We start from the raw sequence: 25,922 nt of genomic DNA, 5'->3' as shown, positions 1-25,922 counted from the left end.
GTTTTTAGCCGTCTTCTCTCCGCCACTTTCTTCTCTCCGTCCCCACTGCGCGACTTGCATCCCCGCTTAACAGAATCTAAAGTGTTACCAAATTAATAGAAATGATAATAGATGTTATTATCATTTTCATTTGATGATGTATGGAGACACGCAAAAGCCGCTGAACGGCGGGGTTACGCCCGTTCGGCGTCTTTATTCGGGCTTATCAAAGGTAGGTAACATGTCGGACACTGCTTTGGCCTCTGAATGGTTGCCGCTGGCGCCAGCGCAGCTTGATTTCTGGGAAGAACACACCTTGCACCCCGGGCAGACCCTGTCCACCGTCGCACACTGCACCGAACTGTGCGGCGCGGTAGAGGAAGAGACGCTCTGCCGGGCGATCGCCACCACCCTCGCCGAGACGCAGGCGTTTGCCCTGCGCTTTGGCGAGCGGCATGGCGACTCTCCTCCGCCGTTACGGCACGATCCACAGCGTATACCGCCATTGCAACGCATCGATCTACAAACGCACGGCGATCCCTGGCAGGCGGCGCAAAACCTGATGCGCGAAGATATCGCGCAGCGCCGGGCGCTGCACTGCGAGCCGTTAGCCGCCGCCTGGCTGCTCAAGCTGGGGCCGGAGCGCTACCTCTGGTACGTGCGTGCGCACCATATTCTGGTTGATGGTTTCGGTATGGCGCTAATTGAACACCGCTGCGCCGCGTTGTATGCACACTATCTGGGTGAAGGCAGCGCGGGTATGCCTCTGGGTGCCTTCGACGCCTTTCAACAGGCTGAGCTGGCCTACGCGGGTTCTGAGCGATGCGAGCGCGATCGGCGCTTTTGGCAGAGCTATCTGCCGCCGTCGCAGGCGCTGCCGACGGTGCGCAAGGGCGGTGAGGCCTATGGCGTGCGGCGTCTGAGCACCCACCACCGGCTGCCGGCGGCGGTATCGCAACGACTGGCGCAGCTGGCGGAGCGCAGCGGCATCAATTGGCCCGACTTGCTGGTGGCGCTGTCGGCGGCCTGGCTATTTCAGGTAATGCCCCGCGACACCCGGCAGGGCGAGGCGTTGCCGATGTGGATGCCGGCGATGAATCGCCGCGGGCAGGCCGCCACCAACGTGCCTTCGTTGGCGGTCAACACCCTGCCGCTGCTGGTGTCACCGCCGCAAGCGGAGACGCTGGGGGGCTTTCTCACCACTCTGACGCAGCAGCTGCGCGAGCTGCGCAGCCACGCCGGCTACCGCCTGCGCCAACTGGCCGCCGATCGCGGTGTGGATCCTGACTCGCGCTTCTTTATTTCCCCCTTCATCAACGTGCAACCCTTCGATGCGCCTCGTTTTGTCGGCTGTAGCGGCACCCGCCGCGTATTGGCCGGCGGCTCGGGCGACGGTTTTAACCTGACTTATCGCGGCCGCACCGACGCCCGCGATCTGCAGGTGGATATCGATATTTATCTGGAGCAGTTCCCGACGGAGGATGCGCTGGACTATGGCGAGGCGCTGCAGGAATTCCTGTTGCGCGCGCTGCAGTGGGAAGCCTGGGAGCAGCCGCTGGCGGCCCTGACGGCGTTGCCCGCCTGATAAAATGTGGGCGGGGGATGTCCCCGCCCGAGTGGTGTGGTTTCAGTTGGCCAACAACGCCGCCACTTCGCGCGCGTTCTTGCACGGCAGGAGCGAACTGCTCACCAGCCGGGTGCCGAAAGCGTCATTGAGGCGTTCCGCCACCTGTTTGATATGCGGCAGCTTCAGCCCCATGGCGATAAATGCCGTCTCTTCTCCCCATTCCGGGCGCGGCGCCACGCCGATCGCCTGCCAGTAAATGGTCAGGATCTCTGCGCTGCGCGCCAAAGGCGCGTTCGGCGGTGGGGCCGCACAGGCGTTCAGCGCCGGCGCGGTTTGCTGGTGGCTCAGGTCGGCACGGATGCGATGGCGGTCGGTTTTGCCGTTGGCGGACAGCGGCAGCGCCTCGGCATGGATAAAGCGTGTCGGAATATGGGTACAGGGCAGATAGCCGGTGGCGAAGGCGCGGATCTCGGACAGCGGCAGCGGTTTGCCGTCGCGGGTCAGATACAGGGCACCGAGCGCCGCCTCGTTGTTCTCTCCGCTGGGGTAATCCACCACCACCATGTCCTGGATCGCCGGATGGCGGCGCAGCACGTCTTCGATTTCCGGCAACGAGACGCGCACGCCGCGGATCTTCACATAGCCGTTCACCCGGGTGGCGAACATAATGTTGCCGTCCGCCCGGTAGTAGCCCTGATCGCCGGTGCGAAAAGCGCGCAGCGGTTGCCCATCCGGCCCTTCGAGGGTAACGAAATCGTGCTGCTTCAGCTCCCCCTGCTCCAGGTAGCCCAACGCCAGGTTGATCCCGGCGGTATGGATGCGGCCGACCACGCCGGCCGGGCAGTGGCTGCCGTCGTCATGGCAGATGAAGTAGCGGTTGGCCGGCAGTGGGCGGCCGTAAGGCACGGTGCCGTTCTCCTGCGGGGCGATCGGGTGCCAGATGCTCCAGATGGTGGTTTCGGTCGGTCCGCCGAGCGAGAACAGCGCGAGATCCGGGCGCAGGGTACGCAGGGTTTGTACCGTCGCCGGCTTGATGTAGTCGCCGCCTTGCGCCACCAGGCGCAGCGAACGCAGGCTGTCGGCCGTTTTGCAGGTGAGCAGCATCTCCAGAATCGCGGGCACCGAACACCACAGGGTGACCCGATGCTTTTCCACCAGCTGGTTCCAACTGATGGCGTCCTTTTCCTGATGCGGCGCCGGCAGCACCAGCGTGGCGCCGGCGCACAGCGAACCAAACAGATCGAACATCGACATGTCATGGTGCGGCGGCGTGACGGAAATGAAGACGTCGTCGGCGGTGACCGCCCAGCGCTGCTGGGTCTGGTGGACGACGTTGGCGGTGGCGCGGTTGTTGAGCACCACGCATTTGGGTTTACCGGTGGTGCCGGAGGTATACAGGTAGTAGCTCGCGGCCTGGCTGGCGCTGCGTTCAACCAGCGTCTGCTCATCCGGCAGCGCAGGCGCGCGATCCGTCGGCGCCAGCAGGGTCGCCGGCGTCACGCCGATCGGCGTCTCCAGATCGCCGCCGTGCACCACCAGCGTCGGCCGGCAGTTTTCCAGCAGGTAGGCGGTGCGTTCCGGCGGCGAGTTGATATCGACAGGCACCCAGATCACGCCCTGCAGGGCGCAGGCGAGGCTGAAGATGATCTGTTCCGGGCTGCGCGGCAGATACAGCGCGACCACGTTGCCCGGCTGCACGCCGAGGCTCTCCAGATTGGCGATCGCCGTGGCGATCCGCTGGCCCAGCTCGCGGTAGGTCAGCGTCTGTTCGCCGCAGATCAGCGCGTTGCCGCCGCCTTGCGCGCCGAACAGCCGCTCGGCCAGCTGTGCCAGATAAGGATAAGGTACGTAATTCGCTTCGCTGTCGTTGTGGCGGTAATGCGCCAGATCGATGAAGTCCCGCGGCGCGATCGCCAGGTCGGCCCGTTGGCAGCTGTGCAGGATGCGTCGCTGCAATGCCGCCAGCATGGCTTCTACCTGTTCACCGTGCAGCGCCTGCTCGGCGTAGTCCACGCACAGCTGCAGGTTTTTTTCGCTGTCCAGCGTCAGGCGAATGTCGATGGCGACCTGCGGCGTTTGGGTCAGGCCGTCGTGGAAGCGCACCGGCGCCTCGGCCGGCAGCGTCTCCCAGCCCAGGCAGTTGGTCAGGATCACCGGCAGCGCCGGGCCGCCCTGGCTTTGGCCGAGCAACTGCCGCGCCAGATCGACGCCGGAAAACGTCAGGTGGTCGAGCGCGCCGAGCACGTCGTCCTGCAAGGCTTGTGCGCGCTGGATAAAATCTTCGCCGTGGCGCGAATAGCGTACCGCTACGAAGCTGGAGGCGTTGCCCAGTGCACCGTCGGCGGCGGGGAATGCCACCGGCACGCCGACGCACAGCTCGCCGTCGGTGGTCCAGTGGGCCAGCGTATCGAGGATCAGCGCCGACAGCAGGCTGTTACGCAGCAGCGCATGTGGCGATCCCAGGCGGCCGAGCTGTTTTATCGTATCGCGCGGCAGCGTCAGGGTGGCGCGGCGATAGCGCGACGAGGTGAGATTGGCGAGCGGGGCGCGCCACGGTAACGCTGACGGGGTGGTGACATCCTGCAGCTTGTCGCGCCAGTAGGCGGCATCGGCCTGGCGCTGCGCCGCAGGTGCAGCAGGGGGCGGCAGCGCAGCGGCGGTCGGCGCCAGAGGGCGATCGTCAAACAGGCGCGCGATCACGGTGGAGATCCCCTGGCCGTCGAGGATCAACGCATCGAAGCTGGTGAAGATCAGCGTATCGTACGGCGATCCCGTCGGATCCTGCTGTTCGGCAAGTTGGAGCACGGCGATGCGCCACAGCGGTTGGCTCGGATCGTGGCGCTGGTGGGAGTAACGCGCGCGCAGCTGTTCGATCTGGCGCTGCGCCGCTTCGCCATCAAGGGCGCGCAGATCGTGGCGATCCAGATGCAGCGTCACCTCCGGGCGTACGTGCTGCGTGCCGCGCTGCACATTGATGCAGGTGCGCAACGCCGGGTAATGCTGTACCAGCTCGGTCAGGCGCGCTTCAAGGCGCGGTACGTCCAGCTGCCGGGCGTGGTATTCGCGAAAGTCGTGCATCGCCACGCCGCCGAGCGGCCATCGATCGCTGCGGCCCAGAAGATAGGCCTGCTGCAGTGCGGTTAAAGCTGTCTCCATGGTACTTCCCTATAGTCGCTAACCGATTAAAACGAGCCGGGCGCTGCGCGCCCGGAAACCGATCTCAGTGCTGCGGCGCCAGCGCGGCGAGCAGCGTTTTCGCATGCCTTCCTGCCTCGGGCGAGCGTTGGCAGATCAATGCCGCCAGCGCTGCAGGGGAGGAATGCGCCGCCAGATCCTGCGCCGTCAGCCCCGCCGTCAGATACTTGTTGAGCACCGTCAGCAGCGCGTTCACCCCGGCATCCGGCAAGGCCAAGCGGCGGATATCGTCGTGGTCGCGCAAGCCGGCCTCGGGGGCCACCCGCGCCAGCAGCCGATGCAGCACCTGGCGCACCGGCGCCTGCTGCGCCAGCGCCTCGGGCGTGCATTGCGCCAGCAGGTGCGACAGCGGGCGATCGAACGCCGCCGTTTGCCGCGCGGCCAGGTGCAGCAGCGCCCGGTAACAGGCCAGCAGGCGTGGCAGCACCTGCTCGGGGAACGCGTCGAGCCGCACGTCCCAGTTGATCAGAATGCCGTCGTCGACGTGGGCGACCTGCGCATCCAACGCCACCTGCGGCCCCTGAGAGATGACCCAGCCGAGACGGCCGAAGGTGTCGGTGACCCGTTCGGAAAACAGCGTCTTGCCGCGGATGCCGAAACCGGCGGTAAACACCACCGGCGAAGGCTGCAGGCTGCCGTGCAGGCGCGACAGATCGCGCATCACGCTCACGCCGGGGTAATCCGCATGCTCGATCAGCTCCGCCAACTGGGTCATCAGGCGCCGGCAGAAGGCGCTCAGGTTTTCCGTCGGGTTCAGCTCCACGCCGAGCAGCACCAGGTTAGAGAAATCGCCGATGAGGCGATGCGCGTCCTCCCGTTCGCTCTCGCGGTGGAACAGCGGCACGTTGAGCCGAAAGCGCGTCATGTTCCACCCCTGGCCGACGGCCAGGGCGAACAGTGCGAGAAACAGCGTCGAGAGCGAGGTGTGGTGCCGTTTGGCGACGTTCTCCAGCGCGCGGCTTTCCTCTGCGTCCAGCTGTATGGCCAGGCGATCGCTGCGGCAGCGGTCCGGCGTGCGCAGCAGGCGCGGCGCCGGTGGCACCTGCGCCAGGCGCTCACGCCACCAACGCTGGCCGCGTTCGCGCCGCTGGCGCAGCGCCTCGTCGGCGTCACGTTGTGCGAGGTGATCGAAGTAGGCCGGCGGCGCGTCATGGGAGGGTACCGGTGGGCACTGGTGATAAAACGCCGTCAGATCTTCCATCAACAGGCGAAAGCTCATGGCATCGCCGGCGATCATATCGAGATCGACATGCAGGCGGCTGCGCCCTTCCGGCAACAGGCTCAGGCTGATATCGCAGGGCACGCCCTGTTCCAGCGGCAGCAGCTGGGTACTTTTTGCCTGGCGTTTGGCGGCGAGCGCGGCTGCCAGCGTCGCTGTATCGGCGTGCCGCCAGTCGTCGAGATGCAAGGTGTGCCGGGGGCCGGGAGGCGCGATCGTCTGCCGGCCATCATCGGTAATGCGCAGGCGTAACAGCGGATGACGCAGGTACAGCGCATCGACGGCCTGGCGCAGTCGGGCGAGATCCAGCTCGCCGCCGTCGAATTCCGCATACAGGTGGGCGGCCATGCCGCCGAGGGGAGGAGCGGACTGTCGGCCTACCCAATAGGCGGCCTGCATCGTGGTCAAAGCTTTCATCGGGTATCCATTTTGATTCAGCCAACGAGACTGCAAGAATATATCCAAATGTTAATAGGAATGAAAATTATTATTATTTAATCCATTTGACGCGAGGGTGCTATCTATAAGGGGTTTTAGCGAGGGCGGACGGGCGTATCGTTGGGTGTGAATAATTTATCTATATTATTCTTAGCATTGTAATGATTGCTTGTTATTGCAGCGCCTGTTTTACCTGCGAAAGTATAAGGTTTTCTGTCTGTTATCGCGGCTTTCCTCACACCTTTATTGATAATGATTTGCATTAGAAAATGCAAAATATTATCATTCTTAACATTATTTTACGTTTTTATACAAGCCGCCGGCCGCTCCGCCGGCGGCTTGGCCGTGGACGGGGCCGCGCCCGTTCGGCCGCGCAAGGCATGGGTTTGCCGCAGGGATAAGCAACAGAAAGGTCGGGAAGGCCGGAGCGTCATGGTCTGTGTGAGTGTCGATGTAGGTTGTGTAAAAAAAATCAAATTTTGTGCACCTCTGGGATGAAAGGAGAAGACATCTATGGGCAAGCATTTTGCGGCTCAACGGCATGAAAGCGTAGGAAACGGGGAAAAAGCGGGGTTGAAAGCCATTGGGGCGTTTTCCTCCGTATTTTTAGGGGTATGTTCACTGGCGATCGGTAACGTCAACGCGGCGGAAACCAAGAGCAACGAAACCTACCAGGACGCGGAAACGCTGCTGGTCACCGGTGAGAAGATCAAACGTTCCATTTTCGACACCGGTTCCAGCGTGCAGGTGTTCGACAGCAACCGCATCGCCTCGATGCCCGACGCAGTGCAGATCCCCGATCTGCTGCGCATGACCCCCAACGTGGTGGATCTGGGCATCGGCAACGAACTGCCGACCGTGCGCGGCATCGACGGCTCCGGCCCGAACGTCGGCGCCAACGCCTTCCTCAGCGGCACCCGCCCGCGCCTCAATCTGTCGTTGGACGGCCGTTCGCTGACCTATAACGAACAGGCGTTCGGCCCGCAGTCGCTGTGGGATCTGGATCGCGTCGAAGTGTTCCTCGGCCCGCAAAGCTACATTCAGGGGCGTAACGCCATCGCCGGCGCCATCGTTATGGCCAGTAAAGATCCGACCTTCGAATGGGAAAGCGCCTTCAAGGGCGGGGCCGGCAACCAGCACTCTTCACAGCTGGCCGCCATGGCGTCCGGCCCGCTGGTGGAAGATCAGCTGGCGTTCCGCGTCAGCGTCGATCGCCAGCGCCGCCGCAGCGAAGCCGATCTGCCGGCCTATGCGCCAGTGGGCGACCCGCGCGAAGTGGAAGCCACCACTGCCCGCGCCAAGCTGTTGTTCAACCCGGCCGGCCTGCGCGATCTGACCACCAAGCTGACCTTTAACCACTTCGGCAGCACCGCGCCACAGAACGAAAGCCTCAACCCGCAGCCGCACCCGACCAATCCGCGTCACGATCCGCGCCGCGCCGTGTTCAAAAGCAACATGAACAGCACCATCTGGGATCTGGCCTGGGAGGCCTCCGATGCGCTGACGTTTGAAAACCGCGTTATCTATACCGACTTCAATATCAATCGGCCGACCGCTTACAACATCCAATACGCCGAGATCGACGGCCAGGAAGTGCACGTAGAACCGGTGGTGCGCTTTGGCGGCGCGGACAGCCGCCTGCATGGGCTGGCGGGGCTGCGTTATTTCCACGGTACGCAGGATGAGTTCGTCAACATCTTCGGCGGATCGACCTTCAAAGATAAAACCGATACCCATTCGGCGTTCGCCGAGCTGACCTATGCGCTGACGCCGCAGGTGGACGTGACCGCCGCCAGCCGTCTGGAACGCGAACACCGTCGCCGCGACGGCGGCAGTCAGGCGGTGCGCATCGACTTCGACGAAACCTACACGGTGTTCTTGCCGAAGCTGGACGTGGCCTGGAAACCGACGGATACCCAAACCTACGGCGCCAAGATCGCCCGCGGCTATAACGCCGGCGGCGGTGGCATCACGATCGGTACGCCGGTGGTCAGCTATACCTACGGTTCCGAGTATGTGTGGAACTACGAGCTGTACACCCGCCATCATCTGAAAGATGCCAACGTGGTGCTGACGGGTAACATCTTCTACAACGATTACAAGGATATGCAGCTGCCTTATTCGTTGGGTGAGAACTCCAGCGTGATCCGTAACGCCGACAAGGTGGAAACCTACGGCGCGGAAATCGGCGCCACCTGGCAGCCGCGTTGGGACTTCGAGCTGTTCGGCAACCTCGGCCTGCTGAAAACCGACATCAAGAAGTTCTCGGGCAGCGGCGTGGAAGGGCATGAGCTGGCGCGCGCACCGGCTTACACCGCCAACATGGGTGCTAAATATCAGTTCCTGAAAGGATGGGAGCTGAGTAGCAACGTGGCGTTTACCGACTCCTACTATTCGCAATACGACAACGACTCGCGCGGGCGCATCGGCTCCTATTGGACGGCCAACGCCCAGCTGGCTTACACCTTCGACTACGGTCGCGCCACGCTGTATGCGAAAAACCTGTTTGATTCAGACCGCCGCGAGATGGTCAGAAGCAACGACATCTACACGGCGACTCTTCAGCGAGGCCGCTTGGTCGGTGCAGCAGTTGAGCTGAATTTCTAACGCTATCGCGATGACGGGGGACGAATGTCCCCCTTTTTATGCGCTATCCCGGCACGGCCGGGCAAAGGAGATAACGCAGTGATCGGTGATTTTGACAGCATTCTGAGCGATGAAGAGGCCCAGCGGCTGGAGAGCGCGTTTCAGGCGCTGGGCGCGGCGTCGGCGGACGGCGAACGGCCGGTAAGCGAAGCCGAAGAGCGGGCGTGGTTCGCCCATCTGCAGCAGGGTGACGCACGCGGGCAGCGGGCGCTGGCCTGGCGCCTGACGGGGGACGTGGATATCGCCCGGGTGACGGCGGCGCTGCAGGCGCTGGTGCGGGAAACGCCGGGAGTGGACGTGCGCTACGTTTTTGATGACGAAAACGGTCTGGTGAAACGCCCAGCCGGTTCGGCGCCGTTGCCGGTGAGCCTTCGTCAGGTCGCGGACGAACAACATGCCATGGGTTGCCTGCTACAGGCGCAGGCGGTGCCGTTTGAACTGGAAAGCGAAGCGCCGCTGCGCTGCCTGCTGTTGCTCACGCCGGGCGATGACGTGATTTTGGGCGTGGTCTTGCATGACATCCTGGCGGAAACGCTGCCGTGGCGCCACCTGCCGGCGATGCTGTCCGCCCGTTACAACGGGGATGTGATGCCTCTGCCTTTCGCGGTGGCGCCGGTCGAGCTGGCGGAAACCCCGGAGCCGCAGCTGCCGTGGGTGCGCCAGGCCGTCTCGCTGCAGGATTACCGCAGCCCGGCGCAGCGCGCTGAAGCGTTGCCGCCGGTGGGCTCGCGCGTGGTCACGCGCATTGCTCGCTCGCTGTTGCCCGCCAACGACACGCCGCGGACCTTGCTGGCGGCGGTGGCGGCACGGTTTGCCGAGTTCGTCGCCGCGCAGGCCGGCGGCCAAGCGGTGCAGCTGTGCGTGCCGGCCGCAGAAACGGCGGAGTTCGTCGGCCTGGAGCTTGGCCTGACGGCGCCGCCGCTGATGCGCCTGACCGTGCAGCATGGCGAGAGCGACGTCGGGCAGCGGCTGCTGGCGCAGGCCGTGGCTGAACAGCCGGACTCGCAGCGAGCGCAGCTGCTGGTGGCCTGGCGCGACGATCTGGCCGCAGAGTGGCGGCTGGAAGGGGTTCACGCCGAACGACTGTTGCTGCCGCCGCTGCATACGCCGTTTGAACTGGCGCTGCTGCTGGGCTTGCCCGAGGCGGAAGCGCTGACGCTGGAGCTGGTCACCGACCCGCGCCTGTCTCCCCATGTGGCGCCTTTCCTGCTGGAGCAGTTCAGCGCGTTCCTGGCCGGGCAGCGGATTGCCGTCGCCTTGCCGGCGGCTGAGGCCGCTTCTCCGGCGATGGCCGCGCCGGCGGCGAACGGCGACGCGGACGAAAGCGTTGCACCGCTGATTTTGCAGGAGTTCCGTGAGGCGCTGGTGGCGCCGGAAATGACCCTGGATGAAGACTTCTTCGATCGCGGCGGCCATTCGCTGGTCGCCACCCGGGTGATCGGCCGTTTGCTGAGCCTGCATCAGATCGAAATCAACATTAACGATCTGTTCAGCCATCCGACGGCGCGCGGGTTGGCGGGCTACGCCAAACGCCTGAACGTCGCGCAGCCGAATGCCGCGGTGGCCACCGCCGACGATCATGATCGCGCGCAGGCGCCGCTGTCGCTGGCGCAGGAATCGCTGTGGAAGGTGTATGAAGCCTTCGGCCATGACGAGATTTTCAACCTGCCGTTCTCTCTGCGCTTCTTCGATGCGGTGGATGAAACGGCGCTGCGTCAGGCGTTTATCGACGTCATGACTCGCCATACCGTGCTGCGTTCACGCTTCGTCGAGCAGCAGGGTGAGGTGGTGCAGGTTGTGGTGCCGGCTGCCGAACTCTCGGACTACTCGTGGTTCCGCTTCTCCCACGAGACGCCGGCGGGCAACGCCGCCGCCCTGTTGGCCGATGCCGGCCAGCACCGGTTCGATCTGGCCGCCGAGCTGCCGCTGCGCGTCACGCTGCTGCGCGATGCGGACAACGGCCAACAGCTGCTGTCGCTGTTGTTCCACCATGTGGTGCTGGATGAATGGTCGCTCAACCTGATGATGGATGAGCTGGGCGTCGCCTATCGCCATCGCGTCGTCGGCCAGGCGCCGCAGTGGAGCGGGCAACCGCCGCAGTTCCACACTTTCGCCCGGCAGCAGCGGGCCTCCGGGGTGCAGCAGCAACATCTGGACTACTGGCTCGACGCGCTGCGCGGCGCGCCGGTCGGCCAGCCGATCTTCCGGCAAGAGCCGTCCACCCATCCGGCGGTGCCGGCACCGGCGGACGTCAACGGCGGCTGGCTGGAGTTCGAGGTCGACCCTGCCGTGGCGGAAGGCCTGTATCAGCTCGCCCGCCGCAACAACGCTTCGCTGTTCAACGTGGTGTATGCCGGGATTACCTCGGCGCTGCGCCTGCTCGGCGGCCCGGCGGATCTGCTGGTGGGCACCTCGACCTCCGGCCGTAACGACGCCGAGTTCTTCGATACCGTCGGCTACTTCACCACCGTAGTGGTGCACCGCGTGCGCTTCGACGAGGGGCTGACGGTGGCCGGGTTGGTCAGCCAGGTGAAAAACACCATCAATGGCTCGCTGCCGTACACCGATATTCCGATCGATCTGGTGGAGGAAGGGCTGTTCGGCGTGGACGCCGACCGCAAGAACCACATGTTCGAAGTGTTTATCCAGATCCACAGCCGCATCAAGCTGAACGGCGAGTTCCGGCTGCAGGACGGCAGCGCGATCGCCTACCGTCAGGTGGAGCCGGAGAAAGCCGAATCGCTGCTCGGCCTGCAGTTTGAGGTGATGGAAGACGATCTGGCCGGGAAGAAATCCCTGCGGGTGATGATGACCTACCGCCAGGACCACTACAGCCGGGAGCAGGCCAATCTGATCGCCGACGGCGTTCAGCACGTCTTTACCCAGTTTGCGCAGCACATCGCTGGCGATATCGCTCTGGCGGCGCTGCCGCCCGGGCCGCAGGCATGACGTTGTTTCACTCTAACCGAAAGCATGATTTTCAAGGAGATAAAAGGATGTCTGGAACCCTAGCAACCCCGCGCGCGTTACTGTCGCTGCTGGTGGCGGCCTCTCTGGTGGTCGCCGGTGCCGCGCAGGCGGACGATGTCGGCATCAAACCGCAGGACATCAAGCGCGAGGCGCTGTCATCGACGGTGGTGGAGATGGCCTACAGCACCTCGCAACAGGCGCTGTTCGTCAGCGCGCCGGACTGGAAGGAAGAGGCGCGCTCCCGCGTGCTGCGGCTGGATCCCAACACCCTGGCGATCAAGGCGGAGATCCCGCTGCAGGTGAAAGGCTTCGGCGTGGCGCTGAACGATGCGGGCAATCGCCTGTACCTGACGCAGGCTTTCAACGGCGAAGTCGGGGTGGTGGACACGACCACCAACCACGCGCTGGGCAGCATCAAGCTGCTGGACAAAGCGGTGCTGGAGCAGGCTTACAAGCAGGCGGGCATCAGCGGCAAGCGTCTGGATTTCCTGTTGGCGGAGCTGAAGAAGTTTAAAATCACTGAGGACTATCTGTACCGCCTCCGCGAGATCAAATATGACGCGCAAAGCGGCCGCCTGTTCCTGCCGGGCCTGGGCTTCGGCGTCGACAGCGTGCTGTACGTGGTCGATACCAAAGCCGGCAAGCTGGAGAAAGTGATCCCGGGCTTCGGCTACAACGCGGTGGGTATCACGCTGGATGAGAAGGGCCGCCGGGTGTTCGTCTCCAACATGCAGGGGCAGGTGATCACCCTGAACGCCGACACGCTGGCGATCACCGCCACGCATGAAGTGCAGGCCGATCAGCTGCTGAATCTGGTGTATGACCCGGCAAGCAATCGCCTGTTGGGCGTCGATCAGGGCATCGATCGCGACGACTACCGCAACCATCATCTGGGGCACGACTACGTGAAGCGCAGCAGCGGCCACCGGGTGTTTGCGCTGGATGCGGACAGCGGCAAGGTGCTGGCCAGCGAGCTGACGGATGAGGTGCCGATCGGCCTGCTGCTCGACGAGCGCAGTCAGCGGCTGTATGTCGCCAACCGCAAAGGCGTGCGCGTGGATCATGGCGCCGGGACGCTGACGGTGTTCGACGCCAAGACGCTCAAGCGCCTGCAAACCGTAGACCTGCCGCCGCACCCTAACAGCCTGGCGTTGGATCCGAAAGGCGACGCGCTGTTCGTGACGGTGAAAAACGACGGCGCTTCCACCAAGGCCGGTAAGCCGGAAAGCGTGGTGCGCATTCAGCTGCATACCAACTAACTGAATATCAATATAAAAAAGGGCGCCTCGGCGCCCTTTGTCGTTGGGTCATGTCATCAGAAGTGGGTGTTGATGCTCATGTAGTAGGTACGGCCCGGTTCGTTGTAGGTGGCCGCGCCCGCGCCGGCGATGTTGATCGCGCCGGTAATCGGGTCGCCCACGTTCTGCGCGTTACCGGCGCGGAACTGGCGTTTGTCGAACAGGTTGTCGATGCCGGCGGTGACGCTGACGTTTTTGGTCAGGTCATAGGTCGCGCTGGCGCCGACGACGGCATAAGGGCTGACCTCGCGGGTTTCGCCGCCGGTGGCCGGTTTACCCTGGTAGTTGTACTTCTTCGGCTTCTGACGGCCGTACCAGGTCAGGGTGGACTGCATCGACAGATCCTGCGTAGCCTGCCAGCTGAGGGTCGAGTTGACGGTGAACTTCGGGATCACCGACAGGTAATCGCCGGTGGTCTTGTTCTTGTTCTCGATCATGTAGGTGGCGTTGTTGCTCCAGGTGACGGTCTCGCTGACCGGCACGTTCAGCGAGCCTTCCAGCCCCTGCACCACCGCTTTCGGTACGTTCTCCCACTGATAGACCGCCGTACCGGTGCTGCTGGTGGCGATGCGCGAGTTACCCGCTTCAATCTTGTTGTGGTAATCGTTGCGGAAGTAGGTTACGCCGGCCAGCCAGCCTTCGTTATGGAACTCCAGCCCGATCTCTTTGTTGACGCTGGTCTCCGCCTTCAGATCGTCGTTACCCAGCAGGTAGCAGCCGTTTCTGACATCGCTGCCCGCACACCCTTGGCCTTTGCTGTACAGCAGGTAGTTGCCGTTGGTCTGGTACAGGGTCGGTGCCTTGTAAGAACGGGCGATGCCCATTTTCAGCGTGAAGTAGTCGCCCAGTTCCTGCGACAGGTTCAGCGCCGGGCTCCAGTTGTTGCCGGATTCTGAATGCAGATCGTAACGCAGACCCGGCGTCAGCATGGTGGTGTCGGTCAGCTCAATGTTGTCTTCGGCGAACAGCGAGAAGATATGCGCGGAAGCGTAAGGGCTGCGCGTGCCGTTGCCCATGCCGGGAATAGTGCCGCCCATCAGCGTTTGGCTGGTGGAGGTGCCGTCTTTCATCCGCTGTTGGGTCCACTCGGTACCCAGGGTGGCGGTCTGTGAAACGCCCAGCTCAAACGGCACGCTGACTTCGCTGTGCGCCAGGAAGTCGTCCAGCTTGGTGGTGCCGAAACCGGTATTTTTGGTGTCGAAGATGCCTTCGGTTCCGCCGGCCAGGCCTTCGTTCAGGCGGGTATTGCGGGTGCGCTCGAACTGCACGTAGTTGTTGGTGCTCACGCCGTTGTCCCAGGCGCCGCGGTGGGTCAGGCCGAAGGTTTCACGGTAGATGCGGTTAGTCTCTTTGCCGTAGTTGCTCTGCACCAGGGCATTGGTATTGGTGTTCTGGGTATCGCCGGAATACAGGTTGCCCTGACGGCCGTAGGCATACTCGAACTCCAATGACTGCAGATGGGCGAAGTCCCAGTGCAGCAAGGCGTCGATGTTTTTATCGACCACCCCTTCGCGCCCGGCGGGCAGGCTGTTGGCGTAGGCGCCTACGCGTTCGGATTTATGCGATTCGTTAATGTCCCAGGCGTCGGCCTGCGTTTTGCTGTAGCCGCCGAACAGGCGGAAGCTCAGGGAATCGCTCAGCGGGCCGGACAGGCTGAAGTCGGTGCGCTTGGTGGCGCCCTCCTGCTTGTGCTGCGGCACGTTGAAGTAGCCGTTCAGCGAGCCGTGCAGCGCATCGCCGGCCTTCTTGGTGATGATGTTGACCACGCCGCCCGCGGCGCCGTTGCCGTAGCGCGCGGCGGCCGGGCCGCGCAGCACTTCGATGCGTTCGATCATTTCCGGCGGCACCCAGGCGGTATCACCGCGCGAGTCGCGCTCGCCGCGCCAGCCCTGACGCACCGAGTTGCGGCTGGAGGCCGGTTTGCCGTCGATCAGAATCAGGGTGTTTTCCGGGCCCATGCCGCGGATATCGATCTGGCGATTGTTGCCGCGCTGGCCGCTGGTGGAGTTGCCGGTCAGGTTAACCCCGGGCATGGTGCGGATCAGTTCGCTGATGTCGCGCGCCGGCGGGCGTTTTTTGATCTCTTCGGCGGTGATGGTGGACACCCCCGGCGCCTGCAGGTTCTGCCGGGCGGCGGTCACGACGATGGTGTCTTCGCCGCGCGGCTTTTTATCCGTGGTGCCGCTGTTTTCTTCCGTGGTGGTGGTGTCGGTCTGCTGCGCGGCGTTGGCGAACGCGGACGCGCCCAATCCCAAGCCGATAAGAGTGGCTAAAGAATAACGTGATAGCTTGCTTTTCATCTGAGTGTCCTACCTTGCTGCCATCCCTCGCCGAACGGGGGGAAGGGCGGTTGTAGTTTTTGTGTAGTCGGAAATAGAAAATCGGCTGCGGCAAGGGATGCCATTGATGTATCCCCGATCCCTGTCCGTTGCGCGCAATACCAGCACGATCTCCAAGCCTTACACACTATTGCAAATGCAAATTATTATCAATAGTATTTGGCGTACAGTGCGTTCGGGCGGTGGCCGGCGATAGGGAAAAGTCGACGTTCCCGGTGCCGCCAACTACAAAATGGGTAGGCGTTGTGAATACAGAACTACAGTCAGAAAGCAGCAGATTATTGGCCAGCAGCAATGCGGGCAGTCCAGGGTGGTGGTTGACGGTGGCACGACGCGGTACGCCATGGGTAGAACCGGCGGGTAACGGCCGTTGGCGAACCACCTTTTTCTGGCGCGATCCTCAGGGATGCGAATTGACCTCCGCCTACCGTCGCGTGTGGATCAACATCAACTGCCTGACCGACCATCATCAGCCGAATCCGCCGCAAAGCCTGCAGCGTTTGGCCGGCACCGACGTGTGGTACTGGCAGACCGAGCTGAGCGGCGCCTGGCGCGGCAGCTACTGCTTTATCCCCTGCTTTGACGAGCGGCCGCCGGCGTTCAGCGGCGACGATGCGCACGCCAACATGCACAACCTGCGCCACTGGTGGCACCAGGTGTTCGCCAGCGCCACCCCCGATCTGCTCAACCCGTATCGCTCCTGGCAAAGCGCCAGCGGCCACAGCGTCTCCGGCCTGCACATGCCGGATGCGCCGCCGCAGCCGGTATGGCGCTCGTTCGACGAGTACGAGATCGCCAGCGGGCGCTGTACGCCACCGCTGCCGGCGCGTTTGCAGCGCCATACCTGGCAAAGCGAGCGCCTGGGCAACAGCCGCGATGTCTGGATCTACACCACCGGTGACAGCAAGCCGGCCGAGCGTCCGTTGGCTATTCTGCTCGACGGCCAGTTCTGGGCGAAGCAGATGCCGGTTTGGGAGCCGCTGATGCAGCTGACCCGTGAAGGGGCATTGCCGGAAGCGGTGTATGTGCTGATCGACATTATCGATCTGCCGCACCGGTCGCGCGAACTGACCTGCAAGGACGACTTCTGGCTGGCGGTGCAGGAAGAACTGATGCCGCAGCTGGCCGACTGGGCGCCGCACAGCGACAAACCGGCCGATACGGTGGTGGCGGGGCAAAGCTTTGGCGGCCTGGCTTCCCTGTATGCCGGGCTGCGCTGGCCGCAGCGCTTCGGCGCGGTGATCACCCAGTCCGGTTCCTACTGGTGGCCGCGGCGCGACATGCTGCAGTTGCCGAGCATTCCCGACGATGCCTGCTGGCTGATGCAGCAGGTGGAACGACACGGCCTGGGCAACCACGGCGCGCTGAAGGTATTTATGGAAGCCGGTTCGCAGGAAAAGCTGGTGCACCGGGTCAGCGGCGAAATGGCGGCGCGCCTGAGCGACGCCGGCCATCGGGTGCACTACCGGGTGGTGGAAGGCGGGCACGACGCGCTGTGCTGGCGCAGCGGCCTGACCGACGGGCTGCAGGCGGTCTGGGCTTCCGCTTTCGCCACCGCTTATCCGGCATCGGCGACGGCAACGGCACGAGGAACACATGATGGAAAGCCTGAATCCGTTCGATGATCAACAGCAGCGCAGCCTGGTGCTGCGCAACGTACAACAACAATACAGTTTGTGGCCGGATTTCCGCGCCATTCCGTCCGAGTGGACGATCGTCTTCGGCCCGGCGGCGCGCACTGCGTGCGCCGAATGGCTGGAGCAGCATTGGCAAGACATTCTGCCGGTCGCAGCACGCGAGGCGTGACCGGCGCCAGGTAATCACGGGAGCAATAAGCAGTGTCACACACCCCTAACTCTCTCAGCGGCCCGGCGCTTGCGGGCGAATGGCCGCTGGTCGCGGCGCAACCCGGCATCTGGGTCGCCGATCAAATTTCCCCGCATCCCAATGCCTACGCGGTGGCCCACGCCATCGAACTCAACGGCCCCATTGCCGTAGAGCCTCTGCTGCAGGCCATTACCCAGGGCTTGGGCGAGGTGGACATGCTGCGCCTGCGTTTTGCGGAACGCGACGGCGTGCCGGTGCAATGGCTGGACGACGCGCTGGCGGTGCACGAGCCGGAACTCGTCGATCTGACGACGTCGCCGGACCCCGAAGCCGCCGCGCGCGCGCTGATGGATATCGATCTGGCGAGCGATCTGCGCGCCGGCAGCGGCGCGCCGCTGTATCGCCATGTGGTGATGCGCCTCGCGGATGACCGCTGGTTCTGGTATCAGCGCTATCACCATCTGCTGGTGGACGGTTTCAGCTTCACCGCCATCGCTCGCCGCGTGGCGGCGATTTACACCCATCTTTGCCACGGCGACGCGCTGGAACCGACGCCTTTCACGGCGTTCAGCGACGTGGTGGCGGAATACCAGGCTTACCGGGAGGCGCCGGCCTGGCAGCGCGACGCCGATTTCTGGCTCGAAAAAGCGCGGCAGCTGCCGCCGCCGGCGACCCTTTGCCCGCAGCCGCTGGCCGGGCAAACCCCCACGCCGCGCATCCACCGGCTGGAACAGCGCTGCGATCCGCAGGCCTTTGCCGAACTGGTGCAGTGCGGCGCGCAGCAGAAGCTGAACGCCGCCGATATGGCGGTGGCGCTGGTGGCGCTGTGGGTGTCGCGCCTGAGTGGCCAACCGAGCTTCAGCGCCGGTTTTATCTTCATGCGCCGTACCGGATCGGCCGCCCTGTGCGCCGCCGGCCCGGTGATCAACGTGCTGCCGATGGAGATGCACCTCGAGCCGCAGGCCACGCTGTATGAGGCCGCCGCCCGCATCAGCCGCGAGCTGAAAACGGTGCGCCGCCATCAGCGCTACGACGCCGAACAGGTGCAGCGCGATCTGGGGCGCATCGGCGACGGCGAACCGCTGTACGGCACGGTTTTCAACTTCAAAATGTTCGATTACCAGCTGGACTTCGCCGGTATCGAAGGCATCACCCACGATCTGGCCTCCGGGCCGGTGCGCGATCTGGAGATTGCGCTGTTTATCGACGAGCACCATCACCTGAAGGTGGAACTGCTGGCCAACGCCGAGCGATACAGCCGCCAGGAACTGCAGGCGCACCTGCAGCGGCTGCCGCTGCTGCTGGCGCAGTTCGCCGCGCAGGCAACGTTGCCGATCGGCGAAGCCGATATGCTGACCGCCGACGATCACGCGCTGCTGGCGCGGGTCAACGACACGGTGCACCCGGTGCCGGCGACCACGCTGAGCCAGCTGCTGGCGCAGCAGGCGCAAACCACGCCAGACGCGCCGGCGCTGGCGGATGGGCATTTCAGCTTTACCTACCGCGAAACGCGCGAGCAGGTCACGGCGCTGGCGCGCGAGCTGGTGGCGCAGGGCGTGCGGCCGGGCGACATCGTGGCGGTGGCGCTGCCGCGTTCGGTGTTCCTGTCGCTGGCGTTGATGGCGATCGTGGAAGCGGGCGCCGCCTATCTGCCGCTGGACACCGGTTATCCGGACGAGCGGCTGGCGATGATGCTGGAAGACGCCGCGCCGCGGCTGGTCATCACCAACCCGGCGCAGCAGGCGCGTTTCGCCGACAAGGGCGAAATCTTGCTGTATGACGCGCCGCTGACGGCCGATCACGCCGCCGGGGTGGCGATCGCGGGCCCGACGCCGGACCATGCGGCCTATATCATCTTTACCTCCGGCTCCACCGGGCGCCCGAAAGGCGTGCTGGTCGGCCATCAGGCGATCGTCAACCGCCTGCTGTGGATGCAACACCAGTATCCGCTGGGGGCGGACGACGCGGTGCTGCAGAAAACGCCGTGCAGTTTCGACGTCTCGGTGTGGGAATTCTTCTGGCCGCTGATGGTGGGCGCCCGGCTGGTGATGGCCCCGCCGGAGGCGCATCGCGATCCGCAGCAGCTGCAACAGCTGATCGCGCAACACCGCATTACCACGCTGCACTTCGTGCCGTCGATGCTGGCGGCTTTCGTGGCCGCCCTGGACGACGACGCGGCGGTGGCGAGCTGCGCCGCGCTGCGCCAGGTGTTCTGCAGCGGCGAAGCGCTGCCGGCGGAGCTGTGCCGCCTGTGGCAAAGCCGCACGGCGGTGCCGTTGCACAACCTCTACGGCCCGACCGAAGCGGCGGTGGACGTGAGCTGGCATCCGGCCTACGGCGAGGCGCTGGCGAAGGTGACCGGCGCCAACGTGCCGATCGGTCTGCCGGTGTGGAACACCGGGCTGCGCATTCTTGACGCGCGCCTGCGGCCGGTGCCGCCGGGCGTGGCGGGCGATCTGTATCTGACCGGCGTGCAGCTGGCGCACGGCTACCTTGGCCGGCCGGATCTGACCGCCAGCCGCTTTGTCGCCGATCCGTTCGGCGAGGGCGGGCGCATGTACCGCACCGGCGACGTGGCGCGCTGGCTGCCGGACGGCGCGGTGGAATATTTGGGCCGCAGCGACGATCAGCTGAAGATCCGCGGGCAGCGTATCGAGCTGAGCGAAATCGACCATGCCTTGCTGTCGCTGCCGGGCGTGCGCCAGGCGGTGACGCACGCGCTGGTGCTGCAGGGCACGCCGGTGGACGCCGGCGGCGATGCGCGCCAGCTGGTAGGCTATCTGGTGATGCAGCCTGGCGCGAACTGGGATGCGGAAGCCCTGCGCGCGGCGCTGGCCGACCGCCTGCCGCCGCACATGGTGCCGGTGGCGCTGGTGGAAATGAGCGATTTGCCGCTGAGCGCCAACGGCAAGCTGGATCGCAAGGCCTTGCCGCAGCCGCAGGGCGGTGAACGCAAGGCAGGACGGCCGCCGCAGGCCGGGCTGGAAAGCGAGATCGCGGCGGTGTTCGCCCGCTTGCTGCAGCGCGAGCAGGTGTTCGCCGACGACGATTTCTTCGCGCTCGGCGGCCATTCGCTGCTGGCGATGCGTCTGGCGGCAGAGCTGCGCCGCGATCTGGGCAAGGCGGTGTCCGTCGGCCAGGTGATGGTGGCGTCGCGCGTTGAGCAGTTGGCGGCCTTGCTGGCGGAAGATCGCACGCAGGAAGAGGCCGATCGCAGCGGATTCGACAGCGTATTGCCGCTGCGCGTCACCGAGGGGCCGACGCTGTTCTGTCTGCACCCGGCGTCCGGTTTCTCGTGGCAGTTTAGCGTATTGCCGCGCTATCTCGATCAGCACTGGTCGCTGGTCGGTATCCAGTCGCCGCGGCCGGACGGCCCGCTGGCGCTGAGCGAAGATATGGATCAGGTGGTGGATGCCCACCTGCAGACGGTGTTGCAGGTACAGCCGCACGGGCCGTACCACTTTATCGGCTACTCGCTGGGCGGCACGCTGGCGCAGGGCATCGCCGCCCGGCTGCAGGCGCGCGGTGAGCAGGTGGCGTTCCTCGGCCTGCTGGATACCTATCCGCCGGAGACCCAAAACTGGGACGTGATGCTGGATGACAACGTGTTGAAGGAAGTGCAGCGCGAGCGCGAGCAGTTCCTGGCGGTGTCGCAGGATACGCTCGATCCGGCGCTGGGCGAGACGCGCACCGCGATGTTCGACAACATCGAAGCCAACTACGCCGATTCAGTGCGGTTGCTGTCGCACACGCGCACCGCCCGCTTCCGCGGTCAGGCGACGCTGTTCGTCGCCAAACGTACGTTGCAGGAAGGCATGGACGTGCAGCAGACCTGGTCGCAGTACGTCGATGCGCTGCAGGCGCACGAGCTGGACTGCGCGCATGTCGATATCGTTTCGCCGGCGTCGTTCAAAGTGCTGGGGCCGCTGCTGAACCGGATCTTGCGCACGCTGTAATCGCGCCGGTCATCTCGCCGCCAGGCACGGGGATTACCCCGCGTGTGGCGGCGTTTCTTGCGGTTGCTCACAGTTGAATATCAATGAGTTTTATTATCATTATTGATTTCGCCATCTGTGCTAGCATAGCGCCCCGCAACTGCAGAATCCCCGTTTAAAGATGTGGTGAACAACCGATGAGTAGCAAACCCTCCATCCTGCTTGATTTTAGCCTGCTGAAAACCAACCGGGCTTTCCGCGCGGTATTCTGCGCGCGCTTTATCTCCATTGTGGCGCTGGGGCTGATGGCGATCGCCATCCCGGTGCAGATCCAGGCGCTGACCGGTTCCACCCTGCAGGTCGGGCTGGCGGTGACGCTGGCCGGCGGCGGCATGTTCGCCGGGCTGCTGATGGGAGGCGTATTGGCCGATCGCTATGAGCGGCGCCGGCTGATCCTGTTCGCGCGTTCCACCTGCGGCGTCGGCTTCGTCGGCCTGTGCCTCAACGCCCTGTTGCCGTCACCTTCGCTGGCGGCCATTTATCTGCTGGCGGTGTGGGACGGCTTCTTCGGCGCGGTGGGGGTGACGGCGCTGCTGGCGGCCACGCCGGCGCTGGTGGGCCGCGAAAACATCGTGCAGGCGGGCGCCATCAGCATGCTGACGGTACGCTTCGGCTCGATTCTTTCCCCGGCGATTGGCGGCCTGGTGATTGCCCATATGGGCATTGCCTGGAACTACGGCCTGGCGGCGTTTGGCACCCTGTTGACGCTGCTGCCGCTGCTGAGCCTGCCGCAGCTGATGCCGCCGCCGCAGCCGCGTGAACACCCGCTGCGCGCGTTGGCGGGCGGCTTCGCCTTCCTGTTCCAGAACAAGGTGATCGGCATGGTGGCGCTGATCGGCGCGCTGCTGACCATGGCCAGCGCGGTGCGCGTGCTGTACCCGGCGATGGCGGAGAGCTGGCACATCGACGCTGCCCACCTCGGCTATATGTACGCCGCCGTGCCGCTCGGCGCGGCCATCGGTGCGTTCACCAGCGGGCGCGTGGCGCACGTGGCGCGCCCCGGCTGGGTGATGCTGCTGACGGCGATCGCGGCGTTCGCCGCCATTGGCCTGTTCGGCCTGATGCCGTGGTACAGCCTGGCGTTGCTGTGCCTGGTGGCGTTCGGCTACCTGAGCGCGCTGAACTCGCTGCTGCAATACGGCCTGATCCAGAGCCTGACGCCGGACAACTTCCTCGGCCGCATCAACGGCCTGTGGACGGCGCAGAACGTGGTGGGCGATGCGCTGGGCGCACTGCTGCTGGGGGCGATGGGCGCCTTCATGCTGCCGGCGATGAGCGCCAGCGGTTTCGGCTTCGGCGCGGCGGTGCTCGGCATCCTGTTGCTGTTCGCCATGACCGGTTTGCGCCAGGTGACGCTGCACAAACCGGAGCCGCAGCCCGCCACAGAAAAGTAGTCGAACGCGTTAAGACAACGCTGTGGGATCAAATAGCAATGCTTATCATCGGCATGCGTAAAACCCACAGCGTTTATGTCATGATTTCGAAATGAAAGAAGTGCTTACGTTTATTGACATAGCAAATATCGGCGAGTAATTTAGCGCGGAATTAACTCAAATGATAATCATTATTATATTGGTTATCACTTCAAATCCTTGAGGGCGAAGCGATGGATACTGCCGTGAACGACATCAATCGAAAGGAAATGCAGGAGCGCGAAGAACATCGGTTCGCCGCTGATTTTTCTCCGGCGTCGGGCTTCTTCTTTACCTCTCCTTTCCGCAGCTTGACCACCACCGGTTGTTTCAGCCGCATTCGCCTGCCGGCCGCAGACGGCGCCGACCTGAACGGCGAGTTCCAGCGCAGCGTGCGGCAGGCGTTTGCCGAGGCCCGTCAGGCTGGTATCAAAAAACCGCTGCTGTGCGGCGCCATCCCGTTCGATACCCGGCAGCCTTCGGCGCTGTTTATTCCGCAGCAGAGCCGCTGGTTCGATCGCGCCGCCTTTATGGCCGGCGTTCGGCCGCCGGCGAACGGCCCTGAACTGGCCGGCGTGACGGAGCTGCCGCCGCAGCAGCCGTTTATGAAGATGGTCAGCGACGCCGTCGACGCGATGAAGGCCGGTGAGCTGGATAAAGTGGTCTTGTCGCGCCTGCTGGAGATCGAAACGCGCCAGCCGGTGGATCGCCATGCGCTGATGGCGCGCGTGATTGCCCAGAACCCGCACGGTTTCCATTTCCATGTGCCACTGGAGCAGGGTGCGCTGTTGGGCGCCAGCCCAGAGCTGCTGCTGCGCCAAGACAACGGCCGTTTCTATTCTAACCCGCTGGCCGGTTCCGCCCGGCGCGAGGCCGACCCGCAGCGCGATCGCGAAGTGGGAGAGCGGCTGATGGCCTCGGCGAAAGATCGCCACGAGCATCGCATCGTCACCGAAAGCATGCGTGACGTGCTGGCCGGCCGCTGCCGTTACCTGAACGTGCCGCACACCCCTGAATTGTTGACCACCACGACGCTGTGGCATCTCTCTACGCCGATCGACGGCGAGGCGGCGTCTCCAGACGAAAATGCTCTGTCGCTGGCCTGCCTGCTGCACCCGACGCCGGCGCTGTGCGGCATGCCGACGGCCGAGGCGCACGCCCTGATCGGCAAGCTGGAGCCGTTCGATCGCGGCCTGTTCGGCGGCATCGTCGGCTGGTGCGACGACGAAGGCAACGGCGAGTGGGTAGTGACTATCCGCTGCGGCACTGTTGACGGCAACCGGGTGCGGCTGTTCGCCGGCGCCGGCATCGTGGAAGACTCTTCACCCGAATCTGAATGGCATGAAACAGGCACCAAACTCAGCACCATTCTGCGTGCCTTTGGTATGAATCAAGGATAACGACAAGATGAGCATTGCCTTTACCCCCTGGCCGGCGGAGTTCGCCAGCCGCTATCGCGAACGCGGCTACTGGACTGACAAGCCGCTGACCGAGATCCTCGATCGCCAGGCCAACAACGACGCCCCGGCGATTATCGACGCCCAGGGCAGCCTGACCTACCGCGAGCTGCAGCAGCGCGCCGATCGCCTGGCGGCCGCTCTGCTGCGCCGCGGCGTGAAATCCGGCGACACCGCGTTGGTCCAGCTGGGCAACGTGGCGGAGTTTTATATCGTGTTCTTCGCGCTGCTGAAAATTGGCGTGGCGCCGGTCAACGCGCTGTTCAGCCATCAGCGCAGCGAGTTGAACGCCTATGCCGAGCAGATCAAACCGGCGCTGCTGATCGCCGATCGCCAGCATGCGCTGTTTGCCGACGATCAATTCCTGAACGCCTTCCGCGATGCGCATCCTTCGCTGCGGGTTGTGGCGCTGCGCAGCCAGCCCGAGGGCGAGCTGGCGCTGGCCGCCTGGCTGGACGAGGCGAGCGACGGTTTTGTCGCGCAGCCTTCCGCGGCCGATCAGGTGGCGTTCTTCCAGCTTTCCGGCGGCAGCACCGGTACGCCGAAGCTGATCCCGCGCACCCACAATGATTACTACTACAGCATTCGCCGCAGCGTGGAGATCTGTCGTTTCGACGCGCAGACCCGTTATCTGTGCGCGCTGCCGGTGGCGCACAACTACCCGATGAGTTCGCCGGGCGTACTGGGCGTGTTTTATGGCGCCGGGCTGGTGGTGTTCGCCGCCGATCCGGACGCCGGGCAGTGCTTCCGCCTGATCGAACAGCACCAAATCAACGTGACGGCGCTGGTACCGCCGGCGGTCACGCTGTGGCTGCAGGCGATCGAAGAGTGGGGCGGCAATGCCCAGCTCGCCAGCCTGAAACTGCTGCAGGTGGGCGGCGCCAAGCTGGGCGAAACGCTGGCGGCGCGCATTCAGAACGAAATCGGCTGCCAACTGCAGCAGGTGTTCGGCATGGCGGAAGGGCTGGTGAACTACACCCGGCTGGACGACGACGAACGCCACATCCTGACGACGCAAGGGCGGCCGATGTCGCCGGACGACGAAGTATGGGTGGCGGATGACGACGGCAATCCGTTGCCGGCGGGCGAGGTCGGGCGGTTGATGACGCGCGGGCCTTATACCTTCCGCGGTTACTACCAGAGCCCGGCGCACAACGCCGACGCCTTCGATGCCGACGGTTTCTACTGCTCCGGCGATCTGATCAGCATCAGCGAAGACGGCTACATCACCGTGCAGGGGCGGCAGAAAGACCAGATCAACCGCGGCGGGGAAAAGATCGCCGCCGAGGAGATCGAGAACCTGCTGCTGCGTCATCCGGACGTGATCAACGCCGCGCTGGTGTCGATGCCGGACGCGCTGATGGGGGAGAAGAGCTGCGCCTATATCATCGCCAACGCGCCGCTGAAGCCGGTGGTGCTGCGTCGCCACCTGCGCGAGCAGGGCGTGGCGGACTTCAAACTGCCGGATCGCTTTATTCAGGTGGACAGCCTGCCGCTGACCCCGGTCGGCAAAGTGGACAAAAAACGGCTGCGCCAGCAGCTCGACGCGCAACTACAGACTCAGGCTCAGGGAGATTAAT

The 25,922-nt window shown here is 64.3% G+C and carries 13 protein-coding genes; 10 read left to right on the top strand and 3 right to left on the bottom strand.

Annotated elements, in window-relative coordinates; translation table 11 throughout:
• Positions 1–220 precede the first annotated feature (220 nt).
• The gene (locus tag EKL15_RS10720) at positions 221–1,564 is read left to right on the top strand and encodes a condensation domain-containing protein (protein WP_084826976.1); all 1,344 of its coding nucleotides are present in this window, start codon (positions 221–223) and stop codon (positions 1,562–1,564) included.
• A 42-nt stretch (positions 1,565–1,606) separates the two neighbouring features.
• Here the strand turns inward: EKL15_RS10720 and EKL15_RS10715 are convergent, their stop codons facing one another.
• Positions 1,607–4,702, bottom strand: coding sequence for an amino acid adenylation domain-containing protein (locus EKL15_RS10715; RefSeq protein WP_203089455.1), 3,096 nt, complete (start codon positions 4,700–4,702; stop codon positions 1,607–1,609).
• A 64-nt stretch (positions 4,703–4,766) separates the two neighbouring features.
• Positions 4,767–6,377 carry a condensation domain-containing protein gene (locus EKL15_RS10710; protein ID WP_203089453.1) on the bottom strand — a complete coding sequence of 537 codons (1,611 nt, stop codon included), beginning with the start codon at positions 6,375–6,377 and terminating at the stop codon, positions 4,767–4,769.
• A gap of 534 nt (positions 6,378–6,911) precedes the next feature.
• On the opposite strand from EKL15_RS10710, the gene EKL15_RS10705 reads away from it, so the two are divergent.
• The 3 genes from EKL15_RS10705 (at position 6,912) to EKL15_RS10695 (ending at position 13,273) form a co-directional block, all read left to right on the top strand.
• A complete protein-coding gene (locus EKL15_RS10705; RefSeq protein ID WP_025304960.1) occupies positions 6,912–9,005 on the top strand; it encodes a TonB-dependent receptor in 2,094 nt (697 codons plus the stop codon).
• Positions 9,006–9,083: 78 nt separating this feature from the next.
• Positions 9,084–11,993, top strand: a complete 2,910-nt coding sequence (locus tag EKL15_RS10700) for a condensation domain-containing protein (protein WP_203089452.1) — start codon at positions 9,084–9,086, stop codon at positions 11,991–11,993.
• Positions 11,994–12,040: 47 nt separating this feature from the next.
• Complete coding sequence (locus EKL15_RS10695) at positions 12,041–13,273, top strand: YncE family protein (protein ID WP_038879328.1); 1,233 nt, start codon at positions 12,041–12,043, stop codon at positions 13,271–13,273.
• A 56-nt stretch (positions 13,274–13,329) separates the two neighbouring features.
• Here EKL15_RS10695 and EKL15_RS10690 read toward each other — a convergent pair whose 3' ends face one another.
• Positions 13,330–15,612, bottom strand: a complete 2,283-nt coding sequence (locus EKL15_RS10690) for a TonB-dependent siderophore receptor (protein ID WP_060425198.1) — start codon at positions 15,610–15,612, stop codon at positions 13,330–13,332.
• Between the two features lie 284 nt (positions 15,613–15,896).
• Here EKL15_RS10690 and fes point away from each other — a divergent pair, with 284 nt between their 5' ends.
• The 6 genes from fes to EKL15_RS10660 all read left to right on the top strand — a co-directional run bounded on the left by fes (position 15,897) and on the right by EKL15_RS10660 (position 25,921).
• A complete protein-coding gene (gene fes, locus EKL15_RS10685) occupies positions 15,897–17,276 on the top strand; it encodes an enterochelin esterase (protein WP_072271055.1) in 1,380 nt (459 codons plus the stop codon).
• The gene (locus EKL15_RS10680; protein WP_048325765.1) at positions 17,251–17,457 is read left to right on the top strand and encodes an MbtH family protein; all 207 of its coding nucleotides are present in this window, start codon (positions 17,251–17,253) and stop codon (positions 17,455–17,457) included. The genes fes and EKL15_RS10680 overlap by 26 nt, the downstream gene beginning before the upstream one ends.
• Positions 17,458–17,489: 32 nt before the next feature.
• Positions 17,490–21,434, top strand: a complete 3,945-nt coding sequence (locus tag EKL15_RS10675; RefSeq protein WP_203089451.1) for an enterobactin synthase subunit F — start codon at positions 17,490–17,492, stop codon at positions 21,432–21,434.
• Between the two features lie 176 nt (positions 21,435–21,610).
• Positions 21,611–22,867 carry an enterobactin transporter EntS gene (entS, locus tag EKL15_RS10670; protein WP_047729313.1) on the top strand — a complete coding sequence of 419 codons (1,257 nt, stop codon included), beginning with the start codon at positions 21,611–21,613 and terminating at the stop codon, positions 22,865–22,867.
• Between the two features lie 212 nt (positions 22,868–23,079).
• Positions 23,080–24,285, top strand: coding sequence for an isochorismate synthase (locus tag EKL15_RS10665; protein WP_203089450.1), 1,206 nt, complete (start codon positions 23,080–23,082; stop codon positions 24,283–24,285).
• A 7-nt stretch (positions 24,286–24,292) separates the two neighbouring features.
• Positions 24,293–25,921, top strand: a complete 1,629-nt coding sequence (locus EKL15_RS10660) for a (2,3-dihydroxybenzoyl)adenylate synthase (RefSeq protein WP_100397132.1) — start codon at positions 24,293–24,295, stop codon at positions 25,919–25,921.
• The last annotated feature ends 1 nt before the right edge of the window (position 25,922 follow it).

The sequence above is a fragment of the Serratia sp. 4542 genome (genome assembly GCF_016805595.1).
Lineage (GTDB): Bacteria > Pseudomonadota > Gammaproteobacteria > Enterobacterales > Enterobacteriaceae > Serratia > Serratia nevei.
The sequence above is the reverse complement of the archived record's forward strand: the minus strand, read 5'-3'. Positions and strand labels throughout refer to the sequence as shown.

What these genes read in the sequence shown, in the direction of transcription:
- EKL15_RS10720 (WP_084826976.1), top strand. Translation starts at nt 221, where the DNA reads ATGTCGGACACTGCTTTGGCCTCTGAATGGTTGCCGCTGGCGCCAGCG.
- EKL15_RS10715 (WP_203089455.1), bottom strand. Translation starts at nt 4,702, where the DNA reads ATGGAGACAGCTTTAACCGCACTGCAGCAGGCCTATCTTCTGGGCCGC.
- EKL15_RS10710 (WP_203089453.1), bottom strand. Translation starts at nt 6,377, where the DNA reads ATGAAAGCTTTGACCACGATGCAGGCCGCCTATTGGGTAGGCCGACAG.
- EKL15_RS10705 (WP_025304960.1), top strand. Translation starts at nt 6,912, where the DNA reads ATGGGCAAGCATTTTGCGGCTCAACGGCATGAAAGCGTAGGAAACGGG.
- EKL15_RS10695 (WP_038879328.1), top strand. Translation starts at nt 12,041, where the DNA reads ATGTCTGGAACCCTAGCAACCCCGCGCGCGTTACTGTCGCTGCTGGTG.
- EKL15_RS10690 (WP_060425198.1), bottom strand. Translation starts at nt 15,612, where the DNA reads ATGAAAAGCAAGCTATCACGTTATTCTTTAGCCACTCTTATCGGCTTG.
- EKL15_RS10680 (WP_048325765.1), top strand. Translation starts at nt 17,251, where the DNA reads ATGGAAAGCCTGAATCCGTTCGATGATCAACAGCAGCGCAGCCTGGTG.
- entS (WP_047729313.1), top strand. Translation starts at nt 21,611, where the DNA reads ATGAGTAGCAAACCCTCCATCCTGCTTGATTTTAGCCTGCTGAAAACC.
- EKL15_RS10665 (WP_203089450.1), top strand. Translation starts at nt 23,080, where the DNA reads ATGGATACTGCCGTGAACGACATCAATCGAAAGGAAATGCAGGAGCGC.
- EKL15_RS10660 (WP_100397132.1), top strand. Translation starts at nt 24,293, where the DNA reads ATGAGCATTGCCTTTACCCCCTGGCCGGCGGAGTTCGCCAGCCGCTAT.